The 17,972-nt window shown below is 56.8% G+C and carries 20 protein-coding genes; 4 read left to right on the top strand and 16 right to left on the bottom strand.

Going from position 1 to position 17,972, the window contains the following annotated elements; genetic code table 11:
- Window positions 1-17 precede the first annotated feature (17 nt).
- The 11 genes from sseB to trmJ all read right to left on the bottom strand — a co-directional run bounded on the left by sseB (window position 18) and on the right by trmJ (window position 8,968).
- On the bottom strand, window positions 18-794 hold the full coding sequence (gene sseB, locus QLG21_RS15990; RefSeq protein WP_058610310.1) for an enhanced serine sensitivity protein SseB: 777 nt from the start codon (window positions 792-794) through the stop codon (window positions 18-20).
- Window positions 795-905: 111 nt separating this feature from the next.
- On the bottom strand, window positions 906-2,192 hold the full coding sequence (gene pepB / locus QLG21_RS15995) for an aminopeptidase PepB (protein WP_006176684.1): 1,287 nt from the start codon (window positions 2,190-2,192) through the stop codon (window positions 906-908).
- A gap of 53 nt (window positions 2,193-2,245) precedes the next feature.
- Window positions 2,246-2,446, bottom strand: a complete 201-nt coding sequence (gene iscX, locus QLG21_RS16000) for a Fe-S cluster assembly protein IscX (protein ID WP_006176685.1) — start codon at window positions 2,444-2,446, stop codon at window positions 2,246-2,248.
- A gap of 1 nt (window position 2,447) precedes the next feature.
- A complete protein-coding gene (gene fdx, locus QLG21_RS16005; protein WP_006176686.1) occupies window positions 2,448-2,783 on the bottom strand; it encodes an ISC system 2Fe-2S type ferredoxin in 336 nt (111 codons plus the stop codon).
- A gap of 1 nt (window position 2,784) precedes the next feature.
- Window positions 2,785-4,635, bottom strand: a complete 1,851-nt coding sequence (gene hscA / locus QLG21_RS16010; RefSeq protein ID WP_006176687.1) for a Fe-S protein assembly chaperone HscA — start codon at window positions 4,633-4,635, stop codon at window positions 2,785-2,787.
- A 15-nt stretch (window positions 4,636-4,650) separates the two neighbouring features.
- Window positions 4,651-5,166 carry a co-chaperone HscB gene (hscB, locus tag QLG21_RS16015; protein WP_006176689.1) on the bottom strand — a complete coding sequence of 172 codons (516 nt, stop codon included), beginning with the start codon at window positions 5,164-5,166 and terminating at the stop codon, window positions 4,651-4,653.
- Between the two features lie 201 nt (window positions 5,167-5,367).
- Window positions 5,368-5,691 carry an iron-sulfur cluster assembly protein IscA gene (iscA, locus tag QLG21_RS16020; protein ID WP_003860659.1) on the bottom strand — a complete coding sequence of 108 codons (324 nt, stop codon included), beginning with the start codon at window positions 5,689-5,691 and terminating at the stop codon, window positions 5,368-5,370.
- Window positions 5,692-5,704: 13 nt separating this feature from the next.
- Window positions 5,705-6,091, bottom strand: a complete 387-nt coding sequence (iscU, locus tag QLG21_RS16025) for a Fe-S cluster assembly scaffold IscU (RefSeq protein WP_003860661.1) — start codon at window positions 6,089-6,091, stop codon at window positions 5,705-5,707.
- Window positions 6,092-6,115: 24 nt separating this feature from the next.
- The gene (gene iscS / locus QLG21_RS16030) at window positions 6,116-7,330 is read right to left on the bottom strand and encodes a cysteine desulfurase (RefSeq protein ID WP_058610313.1); all 1,215 of its coding nucleotides are present in this window, start codon (window positions 7,328-7,330) and stop codon (window positions 6,116-6,118) included.
- A gap of 116 nt (window positions 7,331-7,446) precedes the next feature.
- Complete coding sequence (iscR, locus tag QLG21_RS16035) at window positions 7,447-7,938, bottom strand: Fe-S cluster assembly transcriptional regulator IscR (protein ID WP_006176693.1); 492 nt, start codon at window positions 7,936-7,938, stop codon at window positions 7,447-7,449.
- A gap of 304 nt (window positions 7,939-8,242) precedes the next feature.
- Window positions 8,243-8,968 (bottom strand): tRNA (cytosine(32)/uridine(32)-2'-O)-methyltransferase TrmJ, encoded by a 726-nt coding sequence (gene trmJ / locus QLG21_RS16040; RefSeq protein WP_202562262.1) that lies wholly within the window; start codon window positions 8,966-8,968, stop codon window positions 8,243-8,245.
- Window positions 8,969-9,100: 132 nt separating this feature from the next.
- On the opposite strand from trmJ, the gene suhB reads away from it, so the two are divergent.
- Window positions 9,101-9,904, top strand: coding sequence for an inositol-1-monophosphatase (gene suhB / locus QLG21_RS16045; RefSeq protein ID WP_058610314.1), 804 nt, complete (start codon window positions 9,101-9,103; stop codon window positions 9,902-9,904).
- A 48-nt stretch (window positions 9,905-9,952) separates the two neighbouring features.
- Here suhB and QLG21_RS16050 read toward each other — a convergent pair whose 3' ends face one another.
- Both QLG21_RS16050 and QLG21_RS16055 read right to left on the bottom strand, forming a co-directional pair.
- The gene (locus tag QLG21_RS16050) at window positions 9,953-10,933 is read right to left on the bottom strand and encodes a nickel/cobalt transporter (RefSeq protein WP_282484782.1); all 981 of its coding nucleotides are present in this window, start codon (window positions 10,931-10,933) and stop codon (window positions 9,953-9,955) included.
- On the bottom strand, window positions 10,924-11,562 hold the full coding sequence (locus tag QLG21_RS16055) for a DUF1007 family protein (RefSeq protein WP_042320432.1): 639 nt from the start codon (window positions 11,560-11,562) through the stop codon (window positions 10,924-10,926). The genes QLG21_RS16050 and QLG21_RS16055 overlap by 10 nt, the downstream gene beginning before the upstream one ends.
- A 125-nt stretch (window positions 11,563-11,687) precedes the next feature.
- Here QLG21_RS16055 and csiE point away from each other — a divergent pair, with 125 nt between their 5' ends.
- Window positions 11,688-12,965: a stationary phase inducible protein CsiE gene (csiE, locus tag QLG21_RS16060; protein WP_282484783.1), complete on the top strand. Its 1,278-nt coding sequence runs from the start codon at window positions 11,688-11,690 to the stop codon at window positions 12,963-12,965.
- On the opposite strand, the gene QLG21_RS16065 is transcribed toward csiE, so the two are convergent.
- Window positions 12,962-14,101 (bottom strand): 3-phenylpropionate MFS transporter, encoded by a 1,140-nt coding sequence (locus QLG21_RS16065; RefSeq protein WP_137849510.1) that lies wholly within the window; start codon window positions 14,099-14,101, stop codon window positions 12,962-12,964. The genes csiE and QLG21_RS16065 overlap by 4 nt on opposite strands.
- 174 nt (window positions 14,102-14,275) lie before the next feature.
- Between QLG21_RS16065 and QLG21_RS16070 the strand changes: the two genes are divergently transcribed.
- A complete protein-coding gene (locus tag QLG21_RS16070) occupies window positions 14,276-14,698 on the top strand; it encodes a DoxX family protein (protein ID WP_282484784.1) in 423 nt (140 codons plus the stop codon).
- A 54-nt stretch (window positions 14,699-14,752) separates the two neighbouring features.
- Here QLG21_RS16070 and glyA read toward each other — a convergent pair whose 3' ends face one another.
- A complete protein-coding gene (gene glyA / locus QLG21_RS16075; RefSeq protein ID WP_045783563.1) occupies window positions 14,753-16,006 on the bottom strand; it encodes a serine hydroxymethyltransferase in 1,254 nt (417 codons plus the stop codon).
- Window positions 16,007-16,310: 304 nt separating this feature from the next.
- On the opposite strand from glyA, the gene hmpA reads away from it, so the two are divergent.
- Window positions 16,311-17,501, top strand: coding sequence for an NO-inducible flavohemoprotein (gene hmpA / locus QLG21_RS16080; RefSeq protein WP_282484785.1), 1,191 nt, complete (start codon window positions 16,311-16,313; stop codon window positions 17,499-17,501).
- Between the two features lie 84 nt (window positions 17,502-17,585).
- Here the strand turns inward: hmpA and glnB are convergent, their stop codons facing one another.
- A complete protein-coding gene (gene glnB / locus QLG21_RS16085) occupies window positions 17,586-17,924 on the bottom strand; it encodes a nitrogen regulatory protein P-II (RefSeq protein WP_003860685.1) in 339 nt (112 codons plus the stop codon).
- Window positions 17,925-17,972 lie beyond the last annotated feature (48 nt).

Genomic DNA, 17,972 nt, shown 5'->3' on the forward strand with positions numbered 1-17,972 from the left:
GCTTCACCCCGAGGAATTCAGATAATGCGGTTGGTTTTGAGATCGCGCAGGAACCCGCCCCAGCGACGCTCATAGAACGGCGTGATGTGTTCGGTAATAAAGTGGCTAATGCCTTTCTCGCCTTTCTTCACCTGACAGATATCAATGGGCTCATCGCCCGGCAGCGTGTCGGTAGCAACACTTCCCGCCGCCTGGATGATCTCGTCAATGTCGCCGTCTGCCTCAATACCAATCAGCAGCACCGGTTGTTCATCGGCGCTCTCTTTGATGGAGCAGAGAAACGCGCGTTTCACTGGCTTGATGGTTTTGAAGAGCGTGGTCAGAGAATCGATCATCTGCGCGGGCGGTTCGGCCACTTCAGAAAGCAGCAGCGTTTCGCCCCCTTCCAGCACCTCTTGCGTACTGAGCGGGTTGCCCTCCTCACCAATCAAATGGCTGATTTCACGCGGGGTGAACTCTTTGCCGGTCGGCAGTTTGGCGTTGAGGAACAGTGTTTCGCCCAGCGTCATTTCAAACAGGGTGCGCACGGGCATAACCACAAACGCCTGTTCGTCTTCCACTGCTTGCTGAAGGGCCTCAAGAGAGGTGAAGAACGGGATCACTGACGTGCCGTCGTCTTTTTCCCAGTGCAGCAGATCCAGCGCGCTGTCTTCAACGACCTGCTCGCCCTCCGCCGCGGTACCCGGCACCCAGACGGTGGACTCCAGCAGCGTGCGGAAAAATGCCGGACGGTGGGCTGGCTCGGTCGCCGCCTGTTCCAGCAGGGTTTCTAATTCGTTTTTGGTTTCGGACATAACAATTCCAGATGTCGAATTTCCCCCTCACCCCGGCCCTCGCCCTCAAGGGAGAAGGAGCAAACCATCCCCTCTCCCCGTGGGAGAGGGTTAGGGTGAGGGCAAAGAGCCTTACTCTGCCGTCAGCAGGTTCGCAATGGTACGCACGCCCAGGCCGGTCGCACCCGCAGACCACTGTTCAACCGCCGCTTTACGGTAGGTGGCCGAGCAGTCGATGTGCAGCCAGCCTTCCTGATAGTTCTCAACAAAGTGAGACAGGAAGCCTGCGGCGGTGCTTGCTCCGGCCGGGTAGGCCGCGCTGGCGGTGTTGTTCAGCTCGGCAAAGTTCGACGGCAGCTGGCTGCGGTGGAACTCGGCCAGCGGCAGACGCCAGAACGGCTCGTTTTCTTCGGCGGCACTCGCCAGTACGCGGGCCGCCAGCTTGTCATCAAAGCTGAACAGCGCATGGTAATCGTTGCCCAGGGCGGTTTTCGCCGCACCGGTCAGGGTTGCCATATCGATGATCAGCTCCGGCTTCTGGGCAGAGGCGTCGATCAGGCCATCGGCCAGTACCAGGCGGCCTTCCGCATCGGTGTTCATTACTTCGACGTTTTTGCCATTACGGTAGCGAATGATATCGCCCAGCTTGAAGGCGTTGCCGCTGACCATGTTGTCCGCGCAGCACAGGTACAGCTTCACGCGTTTGTTCAGACCACGGGTGATGGCGAAGGCCAGCGCGCCGGTAATGGTTGCCGCGCCGCCCATGTCGGACTTCATGGAGTCCATAAACGCGCTCTGCTTCAGGCTGTAACCGCCGGTATCGAAGGTGATACCTTTACCCACCAGGCAGGCGAAGACCGGGGCTTCTTTATCACCGGTTGGGTTGAAGTCCAGCGCCAGCAGCACCGGCGGGCGCTCAGAGCCACGGCCCACGGTGTGGATGCCCATATAATTCTGCTCGCGCAGATCTTCGCCTTTGGTGATGCGGTAGGACATGTTGTCGCCCGCCACGCCGCACAGCAGGTCAACCGCGCGCTGCGCCAGCTGCTCAGGGCCGAGCTCTTCCGCCGGTGCGTTGATGGTGTCACGCACCCAGTCGATAATTTTCAGGCGGTTTTCCAGCTCTTTCTGTCCGGCTTCGTCGAGGCTCGCCCACTCGATTTTGCGGGTGCCTTTCGGGCCTTTGTATCCCGCCCAGAATGCCCAACTGCGGTCGGTATCCCAGCCTTCACCGTCAAGGGTCACGTGCTTAATGCCCAGACCGTCGATTTTGCGCGCGGCGCGCTGAATCAGCCCGGTGTCATCTTTGCCGGTAAGGTGCAGGGTGATGCCGTCGTGAGTGATGCTCCAGGCGGCTTTCTCGCCCCAGCGCGCGTCGGCAGGCTGAGTGGAGAGCGTAATCTTCATCGCTTCGGTCATTTTATTTATCCTTATTAGCAAACGGGCCGCCTGAAGGCAGCCCGTTAAGTGATTTACTCTGCTTCATCTAACCAGACTAACAGAATCGCCTCCAGAATTTTTTCATTGGATGCGCTGGGATCGTCGTCAAAATCCTCTAACTCGCAGATCCACTGATGCATGTCGGTGAATCGGACGGTTTTCGGATCGAGATCCGGGTTTGCGTCGTAGAGCGCTTCGCCGATTTCACGGCTGTCAGTCCACTTCAGTCCCATATTAGTGCTCGCGTGCGTGGTTGATGGTGTAACGTGGGAATTCCACGACCAGATCTTCATCGGTAACCTGCGCCTGGCAGCTTAAACGGCTGTCCGGCTCAAGGCCCCATGCTTTATCCAGCATGTCGTCTTCATCTTCGGTACTCTCGGCAAGAGAGTCGAAACCTTCACGCACGACGCAGTGACAGGTTGTACACGCACAGGATTTTTCACAGGCGTGTTCCACTTCGATACCTGCACGCAGGGCAACATCGAGAATGGTTTCACCGGTCTTCGCTTCCAGAACTGCACCATCCGGACAGAGGTCCGCATGAGGCAAAATAACAATCTTTGGCATATTAAACCTCGTCCACGGACTGGCCTTTCAGCGCGACGCGGACAGATTTGTCCATGCGGCGTGCGGCGAAGTCCTGGGTTTGTTTATCAACGTTTTTAATGGCTTCTTCTATTGCGTCAGCGTCATTGCCTTCGGCGACGGCGCTTAAGTGCGCAGCCGCCTCGTCAATCACCTGACGCTCAGCGGCGCTGAGCAGCGCGGCATCGGCAGTGAGTGCACCGTTCAGGCTTTCCAGCACGCGTGCGGCTTCAACTTTCTGTTCAGCCAGCATACGCGCCTTCACATCCTGCTCGGCGTAGCTCATTGAATCCTGAATCATGGTGGCGATTTCGCCGTCGGTCAGGCCGTAGGACGGCTTCACCTGGATGGACGACTCCACGCCGGTCGATTTTTCCATCGCCGTGACGCTAAGCAAACCGTCAGCATCGACCTGGAAGGTGACGCGAATGTGCGCCCCGCCCGCAGGCAGCGCCGGAATGCCGCGCAGCGCAAAGCGTGCCAGTGAACGGCAGTCCTGCACCAGCTCGCGTTCGCCCTGCATCACGTGGATGGACATCGCGGTCTGGCCGTCTTTGAACGTGGTAAATTCCTGCGCGCGCGCCACCGGAATGGTGGTGTTGCGTGGAATGACTTTCTCCACCAGACCGCCCATGGTTTCTAATCCCAGCGACAGCGGGATGACGTCCAGCAGCAGCATTTCGCTGTCCGGCTTGTTGCCAACCAGAATATCGGCCTGAATAGCGGCACCCACGGCAACCACTTTGTCCGGGTCGATGGAGGTGAGCGGCGTGCGGCCAAAGAATTCGCCTACGCGTTCGCGCACCAGCGGTACGCGGGTAGAGCCGCCGACCATGACCACTTCCAGCACCTCGTCTGCCTCAACGCCCGCATCTTTCAAGGCGCGGCGGCAGGCCAGCAGCGTGCGTTTAACCAGCGGAGCAATCAGATCGTTGAACTGGTCCCGGGTGATGTCACCCTGCCAGCCCGCCACGTTCACGGTAACAGTCTGCGCATCGCTCAGGGCGATTTTGGCGTCGATGGCTGCATCCAGCAGTTCACGCTGTACGCGCGCATCGCTACGATCGGCAATCCCCGCCTGCTCGCGGATGTAGTCCGCCAGCAGATGGTCAAAGTCATCGCCGCCCAGCGCAGAGTCGCCGCCGGTCGCCAGCACTTCAAACACCCCGCGGCTCAGGCGCAGGATCGAAATATCAAAGGTGCCGCCGCCCAGATCGTAAACCGCAATGACCCCTTCCTGACCGGAGTCGAGGCCGTAGGCAATCGCCGCCGCCGTCGGTTCGTTCAGCAGGCGCAGCACGTGCAGGCCCGCCAGACGCGCGGCGTCTTTGGTGCCCTGACGCTGTGCATCATCAAAATAGGCCGGCACGGTAATGACCACGCCGTCCAGATCGCCGCCGAGCGTCGCCGTGGCACGGGCCGCCAGCGCTTTGAGGATATCCGCAGAAACACGAATCGGGTTAAGCAGACCGGCCGCCGTGGCGATCATCGGCAGACCATTTTCACTGGCCTGTAACTGATACGGCAGATGCGGGTAGCGGGTCTGGATATCGGCCAGCGAACGGCCCATCATGCGCTTCACGGAGCTGATCGTGTTGGCCGGGTCGCGCGCGGCGTTTGCGCGGGCATCAAAGCCCACCGCGTGGCCCTGCTGCTGGTAGTGGACCACGGAAGGCAGCAGATGGCGGCCCTGCTCGTCAGCCAGCGTCTCCGCCTGGCCGCTGCGCACGGTCGCCACGAGGGAATTGGTGGTGCCAAGGTCGATCCCCACCGCCAGACGACGCTGGTGCGGTGCGGCACTTAAGCCCGGCTCACTGATTTGTAATAAGGCCATAATTGCTTCCGAAAATTAAAAATCGAGCAGCTTTTCTTCGAGTTGTTCAGCGCTGCTTCGCAGTTTATCGAGAAAACGGAGTTTACGCACAGTATCTGCCGCCACATCCCACGTCTCGTTGTTCAGTTGCTCCACCATTTGCTGATGGCGGGTATCAAACATGCCCTTCACGCGCTTGATAAAACGTTCCAGGCGCGCTTCGTCTTTCGCCTGTTCAATCTCATCCAGCTCTTCGCGCAGTTCCAGCTGTTCCATCAGAAACGCCGTGTCGCGTACCGTGTGCTGTTCACTTGCGAGATCAAAACCGTGAAGCGACAGCAGATACTCTGCCCGCGCCAGCGGATGGCGCAGCGTCTGCCAGGCCTGGTTGATGGTTGCAGAGTGTGACACCGCCGCCAGCTGCTCTGCCTGCGTACCGCTGGCAAATTTGTCCGGGTGGTACTGACGCTGCAAATCCTGGAAACGGATCGTCAGGGCCTGCAGATCGATCGGGTATTGAGCGGGTAATCCGAAGAGAGTGAAGTAATCCATAACAATCTCATGGGTAGCCAGTTAGAACAAACCCCACGCGTAGCGGTAGAGCCACGGTGGGGTTATACCTTCTTACTTCGCGCTGCAGATGCGTTGTCTGCACTCGTTCACCCCGGTCACTTACTTAAGTAAGCTCCCGGGGATTCTCTCGCTTGCCGCCTTTCTGCAACACGAATTAATCGGTATAACAGCGGAACGCGGTTAAACGTGGAAGCTTTCGCCGCAACCACACTCGTCTTTAACGTTCGGGTTCGTGAATTTGAACCCTTCATTCAGGCCTTCTTTTACAAAGTCCAGCTGAGTGCCGTTGAGGAACTGCAGGCTTTTGCCATCGACCACCACCTTCACGCCCTTGTCTTCAAACACGGTGTCGTCAGACGCCGGTTCATCAACAAACTCCAGTACGTAAGCCATACCAGAACAGCCGGAGGTACGTACGCCCAGTCGCAGGCCAAAGCCTTTACCACGGTTCGCCAGAAAAGAGCTTACTCGCGCGGCAGCGCTGTCGCTAAGGGTAATCGACATACTCAAACCTCAATTATTTTGCTTCACGTTTGCTTTTGTAATCCGCAATGGCGGCTTTGATCGCGTCTTCTGCCAGAATAGAACAGTGAATTTTCACCGGTGGCAGTTCGAGTTCTTCAGCAATGTCCGTGTTCTTGATTGCCTGTGCTTCGTCCAGAGACTTGCCCTTCACCCATTCGGTCACCAGGGAGCTGGACGCGATAGCAGAACCGCAGCCGTAGGTCTTGAAGCGCGCGTCTTCAATGATACCTTCATTGTTGACTTTAATCTGCAACTTCATCACGTCGCCACACGCCGGTGCACCGACCATGCCGCTACCGACAGACTCGTCGCTGTTGTCAAAGGAGCCAACGTTGCGCGGGTTCTCGTAATGATCAATAACTTTTTCGCTGTATGCCATGATTGAATTCTCCTTATGTACCGATTAGTGATGTGACCATTCAATGCTGTTCAGATCCACGCCCTGCTTGAACATTTCCCACAGTGGAGAAAGGTCGCGCAGACGGCCGATGGAGTTGCGAACCAGCTTGATGGTGTAGTCAATCTCTTCTTCGGTAGTGAAACGACCTAAAGAGAAACGGATAGAGCTGTGTGCCAGCTCGTCAGTCATGCCCAGCGCGCGCAGCACGTAGGATGGCTCGAGGCTTGCAGACGTACAGGCAGAACCGGAAGAGACGGCCAGGTCCTTCAGCGCCATGATCAGCGATTCACCTTCAACATAGTTGAAGCTGACGTTGAGGATGTTCGGTGCGCCCTGCTCGAGATCGCCGTTCAGATACACTTCTTCCATATCTTTCACGCCGTCCCACAGACGGTTACGCAGCGTGCGCAGACGCGCCATCTCACTTTCCATCTCTTCTTTCGCGATGCGATATGCTTCGCCCATGCCCACGATCTGGTGGACAGGCAGGGTGCCGGAACGCATGCCGCGCTCGTGACCGCCGCCGTGCATCTGTGCTTCGATGCGGATACGTGGCTTACGACGCACGTACAGTGCACCGATACCTTTCGGACCGTAGATTTTGTGGCCGGAGAAGGACATCAGGTCAACTTTCAGCTGGCTCAGGTCGATAGGCAGTTTGCCCACGCTCTGGGTCGCATCAACGTGATAGATAATACCGCGCGCACGGCACATTTCGCCGATGGTGGCGATATCCTGCACGACGCCGATTTCGTTGTTAACGTGCATGATGGAGACCAGAATGGTGTCGTCGCGCATTGCCGCTTCGAGTTCTTTCAGGTCGATGATGCCGTTGCTCTGCGGCGCAAGATAGGTGACGTCAAACCCTTCACGCTCGAGCTGGCGACAGGTGTCCAGCACGGCTTTGTGTTCGGTTTTGCTGGTGATAATGTGCTTGCCTTTTTTCTGATAAAAGTTAGCGGCACCTTTGATCGCCAGGTTGTCGGATTCGGTCGCACCGGAGGTGAAAACAATTTCACGCGGATCGGCACCGACCAGGTCAGCAATCTGATTACGGGCGATATCAACCGCCTCTTCAGCATGCCAGCCAAAACGGTGTGAACGGGACGCTGGGTTACCAAAGTTTCCGTCCAGGGTCAGACACTGCATCATTTTCTCGGCAACACGCGGGTCCACCGGCGTGGTTGCGGAGTAGTCGAGATAAATCGGTAATTTCATTGCTCTATAAACTCCGTACATCGCTTCAATGCAAGGAATCAGGCAACCGGCTGGATGTACGACCGAGTACACGGGGCGCGATGCCCCGGCCTGATTCTGAAATCTTTATCGTTTTATTACGCGCGCAGTTTGACGTCGATTGCGTCTTGCGCGCGGGTGCTGCGTTGTGATTCATGGCTATGCTGACGACCTGACACGTCCAGAACTTCCTGGTTATTGACCAGTTCACCGAGGGTGATGTTGTTCAGGAAGCCGGTCAGACGGTCGCTCAGATCGCGCCACAGCGCGTGGGTCAGGCACTTATCGCCGCCCTGGCAGCCGCCTTTACCCTGGCAACGGGTCGCATCAACGGATTCATCAACCGCGCTGATCACTTCGCCAACCGCAATACTGCCCGCGTCTTTACCCAGCAGATAACCGCCGCCCGGGCCGCGTACGCTGGAAACCAGGCCATTCTTACGCAGTCTGGAGAACAGCTGTTCCAGATAAGAGAGGGAAATCCCTTGTCGTTCAGAAATATCAGCCAACGGAACCGGGCCCGCTTCGGAGTTGAGCGCAACGTCCAGCATCGCGGTCACGGCATAACGCCCTTTAGATGTCAGTCTCATGTCTTACTTAACCTCAAACTCGCCCCTGCCCGGGGTTTTTTATTGTAAAATGGGGGTATTGCATAGCAGGGCCAAGTCTGACATTCCTGACTAAATTGGTCAACTATTTACTTGACTGTTTTAGTCAGGTATTTAACCTTCTGTGCCGTTTTTTGTCGGGTGGCGCTGCGCTTACCCGACCTACAAAACCGTGTCGTATCACAAGGGTACAGCCTGATGCCCTCACCCAGCCCTCTCCCACGGGGAGAGGGAGAATGCGTGGTAGGCCGGGTAAGCGCAGCGCCACCCGGCGAACAGACGACCACTATTTATTCTTCTGCTCAATCGACGCCAGAATGCCGCGCAGGATGTTCAGCTCCTGGCTTTCCGGGCGCGCACGGGTAAACAGACGGCGCAGTTTGTTCATCACCTGGCCCGGGTGGTCCTGACGGATAAACCCGGTGGAGAGCAGGGTTTGCTCGAGGTGACCATAGAAACGTTCCAGATCGTCCACCAGCGGATAGGCGTTCTCTTCCTGAGGCTCTGTACGTGCTTTCTCCTGGGTCGCCAGCCACGCCATACGGACTTCATAGGCGATAACCTGTACCGCCATCGCCAGGTTCAGCGAGCTGTATTCCGGGTTCGCCGCAATCGCCACGTGGTAATGGCATTTTTGCAGTTCATCGTTGGTCAAACCGACGCGCTCACGGCCAAATACCAGCGCCACCGGCGCCTGCCCGGCTTCTGAAACGCTTTTCAGGCCGCACTCACGCGGGTCCAGCATCGGCCACGGCAGCGTACGGGAGCGCGCGCTGGTGCCAACCACCAGGCTACACCCGGCAAGCGCTTCGTCCAGGGTATCGACGATCTGCGCGTTGCCGATCACGTCGCTGGCACCCGCCGCCAGGGCGATGGCCTGAGAGTCAGGTTTGACCAGCGGGTTAACCAGCCACAGGTTCGTTAAGCCCATGGTTTTCATAGCGCGGGCAACAGAGCCCATATTGCCGGTGTGCGATGTTTCGACCAGCACGATTCGAATGTTTTGCAGCATAATTTTTAGGTGTCTGAATTCAGTGTCTGAAGAATATTCCGGCATATTAGCATAATCGAGAGACATAATCCGATCCCGCTGCTATACTCTGCGCCGATTTTCCTGTTCTTTAACATCCAGTGAGAGAGACCGATGCATCCGATGCTGACCATCGCCGTGCGCGCAGCGCGCAAGGCGGGTAATGTAATTGCCAAACACTACGAAACACCCGACTCCGTAGAAACCAGCCAGAAAGGCAGCAATGATTTCGTGACTAACGTCGATAAAGCCGCAGAAGCGATTATTATCGAAACGATCCGCAAATCTTACCCACAGCACACCATCATCACCGAAGAAAGCGGTGAACATGAAGGTACCGATCAGGATGTTCAATGGGTTATCGATCCACTGGATGGCACCACCAACTTCATCAAACGTCTGCCACACTTCTCTGTGTCTATCGCGGTACGCATTAAAGGCCGTACCGAAGTCGCCGTTGTTTACGATCCAATGCGTAACGAACTGTTCACCGCTACCCGCGGTCAGGGCGCGCAGCTGAACGGCTATCGTCTGCGTTGCAGCAACGCTCGCGATCTGGACGGCACTATTCTGGCGACCGGTTTCCCGTTCAAGGCGAAACAGCACGCAACAACCTATATGAATATCCTGGGCAAACTGTTCACTGAATGTGCTGACTTCCGTCGCACCGGTTCAGCGGCGCTGGATCTGGCCTATGTGGCAACCGGCCGCGTTGACGGCTATTTCGAACTGTCACTGAAGCCATGGGACTTTGCTGCGGGCGAGCTGATCGCACGTGAAGCAGGCGCAATTGTCTGTGATTTCACCGGCGGCCATAACTACATGTCTACCGGCAACATCGTAGCGGGCAACCCACGCGTCGTGAAAGCCATGCTGGCAAACATGCGCGATGAGCTGAGCGACGCGCTGAAGCGTTAATCGGTCAATACCCTCTCCCTGTGGGAGAGGGTATCAAACCGCGCCTGACTAAAACGGCCTCAATCCCCTGCCCACCGGCACCGCACTCACCCACATCGTTACCGCAGCCACCAGCAAGATGACCCCGCCCGCCAGCGCCAGGGTTGTCCATCCTATCTGTCGCCACAGTACCGGCGTGTTGTTGCCGCTCAGTTTTACCGCCAGACGGCGGAAGCTGTGCACCAGCAGCGCCAGGGACGAGATCGTCAGTGACGTACCCGCCGCCATCGCCAGGGCCGAGAGAATTCCCCAGCCGAATACGCCGATTACCTTGCTGAACAGCAGCACCATGATCGCCCCCGAACACGGGCGCATCCCCATAGACAGAATAATCATCAGCCGCGCGCGCCAGTCGTCGCCGTTCTGTAACTGTTCCTGCGTCGGCAGATGCTGATGCCCGCAGCCGCAGTGCGCGTCGTGGACATGGTGGGGCGTAAAGGCTTTGAAGGTCGGTTTGCGTAACAGCGCGCGCAGTTTTTTCAGCGCCCGCCAGCAGAGGATCATCCCCAGCACGCCCACCAGCGCATAACTCCCCTTCTCCAGCCAGAAGCTGCTCATGTGCAGCTGGCGAGCAGGAAGCTGTAACAGTGCAAGCACCACCACGACCAGCGCTATTGCCACGCCGCCCTGCAGCAGCGACGATGCCAGCGTCAGGCCGATGCTCGACTTGAGCTTAGAAGGATGCGTGGCAAGCCAGGTGGCGATCACGATTTTGCCGTGCCCCGGCCCCAGCGCATGCAGTACGCCGTAGATAAAGCTAAACGCCAGCAGGGAGCCGCCCGCTTTGGTGGGGTTTTCCGCCACCGCCTTGAGCAGCCCGCTCATCTGCTGATTGACCTCCCGCTGCCAGACGATGCTTTTAATCATCACCTGCGGCCACGCCTGCCACAGCCACAACATGCCGCACACGGCCAGCAGCAAAAAGAGCGCCAGCGGCCAGAGGTGCAGCCAGCGGCGCGGTTTTCGGGTGGGAGAAGCGATCACTGACACTGTAACGTTACCTGCTGTGCAAACTGTTTGCCCAATTCCATATCCTCTGGCGGCGCATCGGCTTTATCGAGCGATACCGCAAAGTTCAGCATCTCATCGCTGGGCGTTGGCGTGTGAACCGCAACCGTGCAGTTTTTTTGCAGGGCGGCGGGCAGCTCAACGTCGCTGTCCTGCGCGTAATGCATGTCGACGTAATAGGTCGGGTCAAAGGTGGAGAAGGTGTATTTCTGCCCGGCCAGCGGCTGAGGGTGAGCCAGCGGGAGCACGAAGGTCAGCACCGCCTGATGGCCCTCGCGCGCCAGGCCGTACTCCGTCGGGCGGTTCAGAAACGTCACCTTTTGCCCGTTGTGCCAGAACTCGGTGAAGTAGTGTTGCCCGAGGACGTTGGCCATCACTTCCGCCGCCAGCTTTTTCCAGACCTCATCCCCGGGCTTTGCGTTGCCCGCATCGTACAGCAGGTCTGCCGAGGTGATTTCATCCATCGTCCAGCGCATTTTCAGCCCGCTAAGCTGAGTGCCGTCCGTCACCAGCCCGGTCTTCAGGCTGATAAAACTGTGAGGATGTGCGCTGGCGCCGAAAGTGAAAACCGCCAAAAATAGCGCCATTGCGCTGTGTTTAACTATTTGCATCATCTCCTCACGTCAAAAATTCTGTGATGTTCGCCCGCAATCCTGAGTGAAAGGCCCGCCGGCGCGCTTTTCAGCGCCCATCCTTTAGCTATTCTTATCTTACATTCACACTGGATACCCGACAGATGATGACGACGCTTGAAATTCCATCTGTGCTTTCCAGTTCGCAGCGCCGCTGCCAGGTGCTTTTGATGCTTTACCTGCCCGATGCTGCCGTCACCGCACAGAGCATCATTGCTGCCAATGGGGTGGACGACGCCATCGCACGGCAAGATATAGCCGAGACGCGCGATGAAATCCAGCGCTATCACCGGCTGGATATTGTTACGCACCACGACGGCTGCTACCGGCTTGAAGGCTCCGCCCTTAACCAGCGCTTATGTTTGCTGCACTGGCTGCGCCGCTCGCTCCGGCTTTGCCCGCATTTTGTCTCGCACCAGTTTACCCCCGCGTTAAAAACCGCGCTTAAACAGCAGGGTATCGCGCGACCGCTTTATGATGATGCGAACCTGCGGGCGTTGATTAACTTTTGCTCACGTAAGCTGCAGCGTCAGTTTGAGTGCCGCGACGTTCAGTTTTTACAGCTCTACCTGCAATACTGTCTGATTCAACACCATCGGGGCAACACTCCGCAGTTTTCGCCGGTTCAGCGCAGCTGGACGCAGTCGAGAGGGGAGTATTTTACGGCGCAGGAGATTGTCCGCCACTGGAAACGGCGCGTCCCGCAGGGCACCCATGGCGATGAGCAGCTGTTTCTCGCGCTGCTGTTTATGATGCTGCGCACCCCCGACCCGGCGCTCGATAAACACCAGCAGGATCAGCGTTTACGCCGGGCGATTGTGCGGATGGTCGCCCGTTTCCGGGCGCAAACCGGCATGAACTTCAGCGATGAACAGGGGCTGACCGACCAGCTGTATGTCCATCTCGCGCAGGCGCTGGACCGCTCCCTGTTTGAGATTGGCATCGACAATAGCCTGCCGGAGGAGATCCATCGGCTTTATCCACGCCTGTTGCGCACCACCAAAGAGGCGCTGTATGAGCTGGAAGCCGAGTTTGGGCTGCGGTTCTCGGATGAAGAGATGAGCCTGGTGGCGGTGATTTTTGGTGCCTGGCTGATGCAGGAGACCGACCTGCACGAAAAACAGGTGGTGTTACTGACGGGTGAAGATAAAGCGTGCGAGGCGCATATCGAACAGCAGTTGCGCGAGCTCACGCTGCTGCCGCTCAATATCCGTTACCTGACGCTACAGAGCTTTCAGAAAGAGGGCGCACCGCGCGAAGCGGCGCTGGTTATCACGCCCTATTCTACCGCTCTGCCGCTGTTCTCGCCGCCGCTGATCCATGCCGTAGAGACACTGAACGCGCAGCAGCAAGAACATATCCGCGCCATGCTGGAACATTAAGCCCGGGCGGTTACCTTAGGACGCACGATGATGGCAGGCAGCGCGACCAGCGCCATCACCCAGAACACGCCGTGCCCAAGGTGCTGATACAGAAAGCCCGCAAAGACGGTCATGATCGCAATACTGCCGCCCATCGCGACTGCAGAGTAGACCGCCTGCAGGCGAATAACGTCTCCGCCCTCGCGCGCCGCGATATAGCGCATCGCCGCCAGATGACAGACGGTAAAGGTACCGCAGTGCAGGATTTGCGCGACAATGAGCCACGGCAGTTCGGTGGTCCAGCCCATGATACCCCAGCGCGCCACACCGCAAATGGCGGAGAGCAACAGCAAATCACGCGCGCCAAAGCGGCTGAACAGTTTTTTACTCAGCGCAAAGATAATGACCTCGGCGACCACCCCCAGCGACCACAGGTAGCCCACCGCAGACGCAGAGTATCCCGCCCCCTGCCAGTAGATGGCACTGAAACCATAATAAGCCGCGTGTGCCCCCTGAAGCAGGCATACGCAGGCCAGGAAACGCCAGCTTTGTGCCACCAGGCTGCGCCATGCGGGCCAGCCTGCGCTCTCCTGGTGACGGCTTTCACCCTGCGGCATCACGGACGGGCGGAGCAGCATCCCCAGCAGCATCGAGGCAATCCCGATGCTCAGCAGCGCCAGGATCGCGTGATAATCGTAGAGGCTGACCAGCTTCCCCACCAGCGCAGAGCCAATCACAAAGGCGATCGATCCCCACAGCCGCACGCGGCCATAGTCCATGGTGATCTGTTTTTGCCAGGTGTTCGCCAGCGCATCCGTCAGCGGAACCAGGGGAGAGAAAAACAGGTTAAAGCCAACCATCACCACCATCAGCCAGGCAAACTGATGGCTGACCCAGAAGCAGGCGACAAACACCAGCGTCAGCAAGGCGAGTATGCGTACGGCTTTAATCAGTAAAGACGGATCGCTAACGCGCGGCGCAATCAGCAGGCTACCGAGGAAACGCGCCACCAGCCCTGCCCCCAGCAGTACGCCGATGGTTTCGGGGCTCAGGCCGATCCCTTTGAGCCAGACGCTCCAGAATGGCAGAAAAATGCCGTAGCTAAAGAAGTAGGTAAAATAGCTGAGCGCCAGCCAGCGCGTGGAATGCAAGACCATGAATCCCTCCCGAAATGAAGGCCATAGTCTGGCGAGAATAGGCAAATTAAGCAAGTCGATAGCCTGCTATAAGTTAACGAAAATTTAACATTCCGTGCAGTCGGCTGGCTTATGGCAAGGGAGGAAAATCTGTATTAGGTTTAAATGACTCCCCTCTGCAGAGGTATTTCTGCCATGAACTCGCTTCGCTACCTCGATTTTGGTCAGTCGCGCCACCTGTTGCTGTTGGTTGCCCGCATCGCCATCGTTGTGTTGTTTATTATTTTTGGCTTCCCAAAACTGACGGGCTTTAGCGGCACCGTGCAGTATATGGCGTCGCTTGGCGCCCCCATGCCGATGCTGGCGGCGGTTATCGCGGTGGTCATGGAAGTGCCCGTCGCGATAGTGATCGTGCTGGGCTTTTTCACCCGCCCTCTCGCCGTACTGTATGTTTTTTACACCCTGGGAACAGCGGTGATTGGCCACCATTACTGGAATATGACCGGCGATGCGGTTGTGCCGAATATGATTAACTTCTACAAGAATGTGAGTATTGCGGGCGCGTTTCTTTTGCTGGCGATTGTCGGGCCGGGCGCAATCTCCCTCGACCGACGTTAGCCCATAAAAAAAGGCCGCAAGCGCGGCCTTAATACTGTCTGCAAAGCAGTAAGATTATGCGTACACCGGGAAGCGTGCACAGATATCCAGCACTTTACCTTTAACACGCTCAATGACCGCTTCGTCATTGATGTTGTCCAGCACGTCGCACATCCAGCCCGCCAGCTCTTTCACTTCTGCTTCTTTGAAGCCACGGCGCGTGACGGCCGGAGAGCCGATACGGATACCGGACGTCACAAACGGGCTCTTAGGATCGTTTGGTACGCTGTTTTTGTTGACGGTGATGTTGGCGCGGCCCAGGGCAGCGTCAGCTTCTTTACCGGTCAGGTTCTTATCAACCAGATCCAGCAGGAACAGGTGGTTTTCAGTACCGCCGGAAACCACTTTGTAGCCACGGTTCAGGAACACTTCCACCATCGCTTTAGCGTTCTTAGCAACCTGCTGCTGGTAAACTTTGAACTCTGGCTCCATCGCTTCTTTCAGCGCCACGGCTTTTGCCGCGATGACGTGCATCAGCGGGCCGCCCTGTGCGCTTGGGAACACGGCTGAGTTCAGTTTCTTATACAGATCTTCGTCGCCACCTTTCGCCAGGATCAGGCCACCGCGTGGGCCGGCCAGCGTTTTGTGGGTGGTGGTGGTGACAACGTGCGCATGTGGAACCGGGTTTGGATAGACGCCTGCAGCAATCAGACCGGCAACGTGCGCCATGTCGACGAACAGGTAAGCGCCGATGCTGTCTGCGATTTCGCGCATTTTAGCCCAGTCAACCACGCCGGAGTAAGCGGAGAAGCCACCGATAATCATCTTCGGCTTGTGCTCTTTGGCCTGCTTCGCCATGTCTTCGTAGTCAATTTTACCGGACTCATCAATACCGTAAGGAATGATGTTGTACAGTTTGCCAGAGAAGTTAACCGGGGAGCCGTGAGTCAGGTGGCCGCCCTGCGCCAGGTTCATACCCAGAACGGTATCGCCCGGCTGCAGCAGCGCGGTATAGACTGCAAAGTTAGCCTGAGAGCCGGAGTGTGGCTGGACGTTTGCGTAGTCAGCACCAAACAGCTCTTTTGCGCGGTCAATCGCCAGTTGCTCAACGATATCAACGTACTCGCAACCGCCGTAATAGCGCTTGCCCGGATAACCTTCAGCATATTTGTTGGTCAGCTGAGAACCCTGCGCCTGCATAACGCGCGGGCTGGTGTAGTTCTCGGAGGCGATCAGTTCGATGTGCTCTTCCTGACGTACTTTTTCCTGCTCCATAGCCTGCCACAGTTCGGCATCATAATCGGCAATGTTCATTTCACGCTTTAACATCCGCATCTCCTGACTCAGCTAACAAGTAAATTTTTGGCCTGAAAAGGCAGTCCTGTTGGACGACGCGCAACAGTATAACCGAATAGTTCTTCGATAACAGGTCTTGACAAACGATTTTACGCAAACGTTTTCCTGCGCACCACGCAAGGGTTTGAGCAATAAAGCTGTCGTCCGTTTCAGCGGATTTCTTTTCAGCTTTGTGATGCATATTTTTCACTATGCAAAGAACCATTTACATTACAGGGTTATTTTTATAAGATGCATCTAAAATACATCATTAAAGTAACATATGAAGGAAGTTGCTATGTTAGACGCTCAAACCATCGCTACCGTTAAGGCTACTATTCCCCTGCTGGTCGAAACCGGCCCTAAACTTACCGCCCACTTCTACGATCGCATGTTCGCGCATAATCCGGAGCTCAAAGAGATTTTTAACATGAGCAACCAGCGCAACGGCGATCAGCGTGAAGCGTTGTTTAACGCCATCGCCGCCTATGCCAGCAATATTGAAAACCTGCCGGCCTTGCTGCCTGCGGTAGAGAAAATCGCGCAGAAACATACCAGCTTCCAGATCAAACCGGAGCAGTACAACATTGTTGGCGCTCATCTGCTGGCAACACTGGACGAGATGTTCAGCCCAGGCCAGGAGGTGCTTGACGCCTGGGGCAAAGCCTACGGCGTGCTGGCAGGCGTGTTTATCAACCGTGAAGCAGAGATCTACAGCGAAAACGCCAGTAAAAACGGCGGCTGGGAAGGCACCCGTGCGTTCCGCATCGTCGAAAAAACGCCGCGCAGCGCGCTGATTACCAGCTTTGAATTCGAGCCGGTTGACGGGCAGCCGGTGGCAGATTACCAGCCGGGCCAGTATCTCGGCGTGTGGCTGAAGCCAGACGGTTTCCCGCATCAGGAGATCCGCCAGTACTCCCTTACCCGTAAGCCGAACGGCAAAGGCTACCGTATTGCGGTGAAACGCGAAGAGGGTGGCCAGGTATCAAGCTGGCTGCATAACGAAGCGAAAGTGGGCGACGTGGTGCATCTGGCCGCACCGGCGGGCGATTTCTTTATGGCCGTTGAGGCGAATGTACCGGTTACGCTGATCTCTGCGGGTGTGGGTCAAACGCCAATGCTGGCGATGCTGGATACTCTTGCAAAATCTCACCACAGCGCGCAGGTGAACTGGTTCCACGCTGCAGAAAACGGTGATGTGCATGCTTTTGCGGATGAAGTGACAGCGCTGGCAGCAGGTCTGCCGCACTTTACGGCGCACACCTGGTATCGTCTGCCAACGGATGCGGACCGCGCGGCAGCACGTTTCGACAGCGAAGGTCTGATGAATTTGAGCCAGCATGAAGGGGCGTTTAGCGCGCCGGAAATGCAGTTCTACGTGTGTGGACCGGTAGCGTTTATGCAGTATGCCGCGAAGCAGTTGGTTGACCTGGGCGTCAATAAAGACAACATTCATTACGAATGTTTCGGGCCGCATAAGGTGCTGTAACGCAAAAAGCCCCTCAAACGAGGGGCTTTTTTTTTCGCCGGATGGCGGCTGCGCCTTACCCGGCCTACATAACCATTAACAACGTTAAATCGCCGCGTCGTCTTCTTCACCGGTACGAATACGGATCACGCGCGCCACGTCAAAGACGAAGATTTTGCCGTCGCCGATTTTACCCGTCTGGGCCGTGCGGATAATGGTATCCACGCAGGTGTCCACGATGTCGTCGCTGACCACGATTTCAATTTTTACTTTCGGCAGAAAGTCCACCATGTACTCTGCGCCACGGTACAGCTCGGTGTGACCTTTTTGACGACCAAAACCTTTCACTTCCGTCACTGTCATCCCGGTGATGCCCACTTCTGCAAGCGCTTCACGTACATCATCCAGTTTGAAAGGTTTAATAATCGCATCAATTTTTTTCATGGTGGGTCCTTAAACTCTTGCCTGTAAGCTGCCTCGTAATCGATTGCT

This window comes from Enterobacter sp. V87_3 (assembly GCF_029967835.1).
In the GTDB taxonomy this organism is placed as follows: Bacteria; Pseudomonadota; Gammaproteobacteria; order Enterobacterales; family Enterobacteriaceae; genus Enterobacter; species Enterobacter cancerogenus.

Excerpts from the sequence above, each read along its gene's own strand:
- pepB (WP_006176684.1), bottom strand. The coding sequence starts at position 2,192 with ATGACCGAAGCGATGAAGATTACGCTCTCCACTCAGCCTGCCGACGCG.
- trmJ (WP_202562262.1), bottom strand. The coding sequence starts at position 8,968 with ATGCTGCAAAACATTCGAATCGTGCTGGTCGAAACATCGCACACCGGC.
- sseB (WP_058610310.1), bottom strand. The coding sequence starts at position 794 with ATGTCCGAAACCAAAAACGAATTAGAAACCCTGCTGGAACAGGCGGCG.
- iscU (WP_003860661.1), bottom strand. The coding sequence starts at position 6,091 with ATGGCATACAGCGAAAAAGTTATTGATCATTACGAGAACCCGCGCAAC.
- iscS (WP_058610313.1), bottom strand. The coding sequence starts at position 7,330 with ATGAAATTACCGATTTATCTCGACTACTCCGCAACCACGCCGGTGGAC.
- hscA (WP_006176687.1), bottom strand. The coding sequence starts at position 4,635 with ATGGCCTTATTACAAATCAGTGAGCCGGGCTTAAGTGCCGCACCGCAC.
- glyA (WP_045783563.1), bottom strand. The coding sequence starts at position 16,006 with ATGTTAAAGCGTGAAATGAACATTGCCGATTATGATGCCGAACTGTGG.
- suhB (WP_058610314.1), top strand. The coding sequence starts at position 9,101 with ATGCATCCGATGCTGACCATCGCCGTGCGCGCAGCGCGCAAGGCGGGT.
- QLG21_RS16070 (WP_282484784.1), top strand. The coding sequence starts at position 14,276 with ATGAACTCGCTTCGCTACCTCGATTTTGGTCAGTCGCGCCACCTGTTG.
- iscR (WP_006176693.1), bottom strand. The coding sequence starts at position 7,938 with ATGAGACTGACATCTAAAGGGCGTTATGCCGTGACCGCGATGCTGGAC.
- QLG21_RS16065 (WP_137849510.1), bottom strand. The coding sequence starts at position 14,101 with ATGGTCTTGCATTCCACGCGCTGGCTGGCGCTCAGCTATTTTACCTAC.
- QLG21_RS16055 (WP_042320432.1), bottom strand. The coding sequence starts at position 11,562 with ATGCAAATAGTTAAACACAGCGCAATGGCGCTATTTTTGGCGGTTTTC.
- iscX (WP_006176685.1), bottom strand. The coding sequence starts at position 2,446 with ATGGGACTGAAGTGGACTGACAGCCGTGAAATCGGCGAAGCGCTCTAC.
- glnB (WP_003860685.1), bottom strand. The coding sequence starts at position 17,924 with ATGAAAAAAATTGATGCGATTATTAAACCTTTCAAACTGGATGATGTA.
- hscB (WP_006176689.1), bottom strand. The coding sequence starts at position 5,166 with ATGGATTACTTCACTCTCTTCGGATTACCCGCTCAATACCCGATCGAT.
- hmpA (WP_282484785.1), top strand. The coding sequence starts at position 16,311 with ATGTTAGACGCTCAAACCATCGCTACCGTTAAGGCTACTATTCCCCTG.
- csiE (WP_282484783.1), top strand. The coding sequence starts at position 11,688 with ATGATGACGACGCTTGAAATTCCATCTGTGCTTTCCAGTTCGCAGCGC.
- iscA (WP_003860659.1), bottom strand. The coding sequence starts at position 5,691 with ATGTCGATTACCCTTAGCGACAGCGCTGCCGCGCGAGTAAGCTCTTTT.
- fdx (WP_006176686.1), bottom strand. The coding sequence starts at position 2,783 with ATGCCAAAGATTGTTATTTTGCCTCATGCGGACCTCTGTCCGGATGGT.